The 563-nt window shown below is 48.7% G+C and carries 1 tRNA gene and 2 rRNA genes; all 3 read left to right on the top strand.

Annotated features, from left to right (window positions below):
* A 23S ribosomal RNA gene (locus tag LRL21_RS44810) occupies window positions 1-103 on the top strand; the annotation flags it as partial.
* Between the two features lie 182 nt (window positions 104-285).
* Window positions 286-402 (top strand): 5S ribosomal RNA (gene rrf / locus LRL21_RS44805).
* 38 nt (window positions 403-440) lie between these two features.
* Window positions 441-516, top strand: a tRNA-Asn gene (locus LRL21_RS44800).
* The last annotated feature ends 47 nt before the right edge of the window (window positions 517-563 follow it).

The following is a 563-nucleotide window of genomic DNA, read 5'->3' as shown; positions in this document are numbered from 1 at the left end:
CAGTATGTAAGACCCCTTATAGACGATGAGGTAGATAGGTTCGGGGTGGAAGTGCCGCAAGGTATGGAGCTGACGAATACTAATCGGTCGAGGGCTTATCCAAGAAAGAGTCTTGCAAGCGAAAGCGTGTGAGACGCGCTGCTCAAGCGTGAAGTGAAGTTTCGGATCTAGTTTTCAGGGTGCAAACCTTGAATGAAAGTCTGTGAGTAAATGCATGTTGATTGAAGAGCATGGATGGATATTTTCTCGCAGTAATTCGAAGACGTATATCTTCGAAAAATCCTGTTTGGTGATGATGGCGAAGGGGAACCACGCGTTCCCATCTCGAACACGACCGTTAAGCCCTTCAGCGCCAATGGTACTTGAACCGCAGGGTTCTGGGAGAGTAGGACGTCGCCAAGCAATCCCCACGAATGTGGGTTTTTTTTTACCACGAATATTCCCTGATAGCTCAGTTGGTAGAGCACTCGACTGTTAATCGAGTTGTCACAGGTTCGAGTCCTGTTCGGGGAGCCATATGGAGAGGTGTCCGAGTTTGGTCGAAGGAGCACGATTGGAAATCG

This window comes from Paenibacillus periandrae, assembly GCF_022458865.1.
Classification (GTDB): Bacteria; Bacillota; Bacilli; order Paenibacillales; family NBRC-103111; genus Paenibacillus_S; species Paenibacillus_S periandrae.
This window is presented reverse-complemented; position numbering and strand designations above follow the sequence as displayed.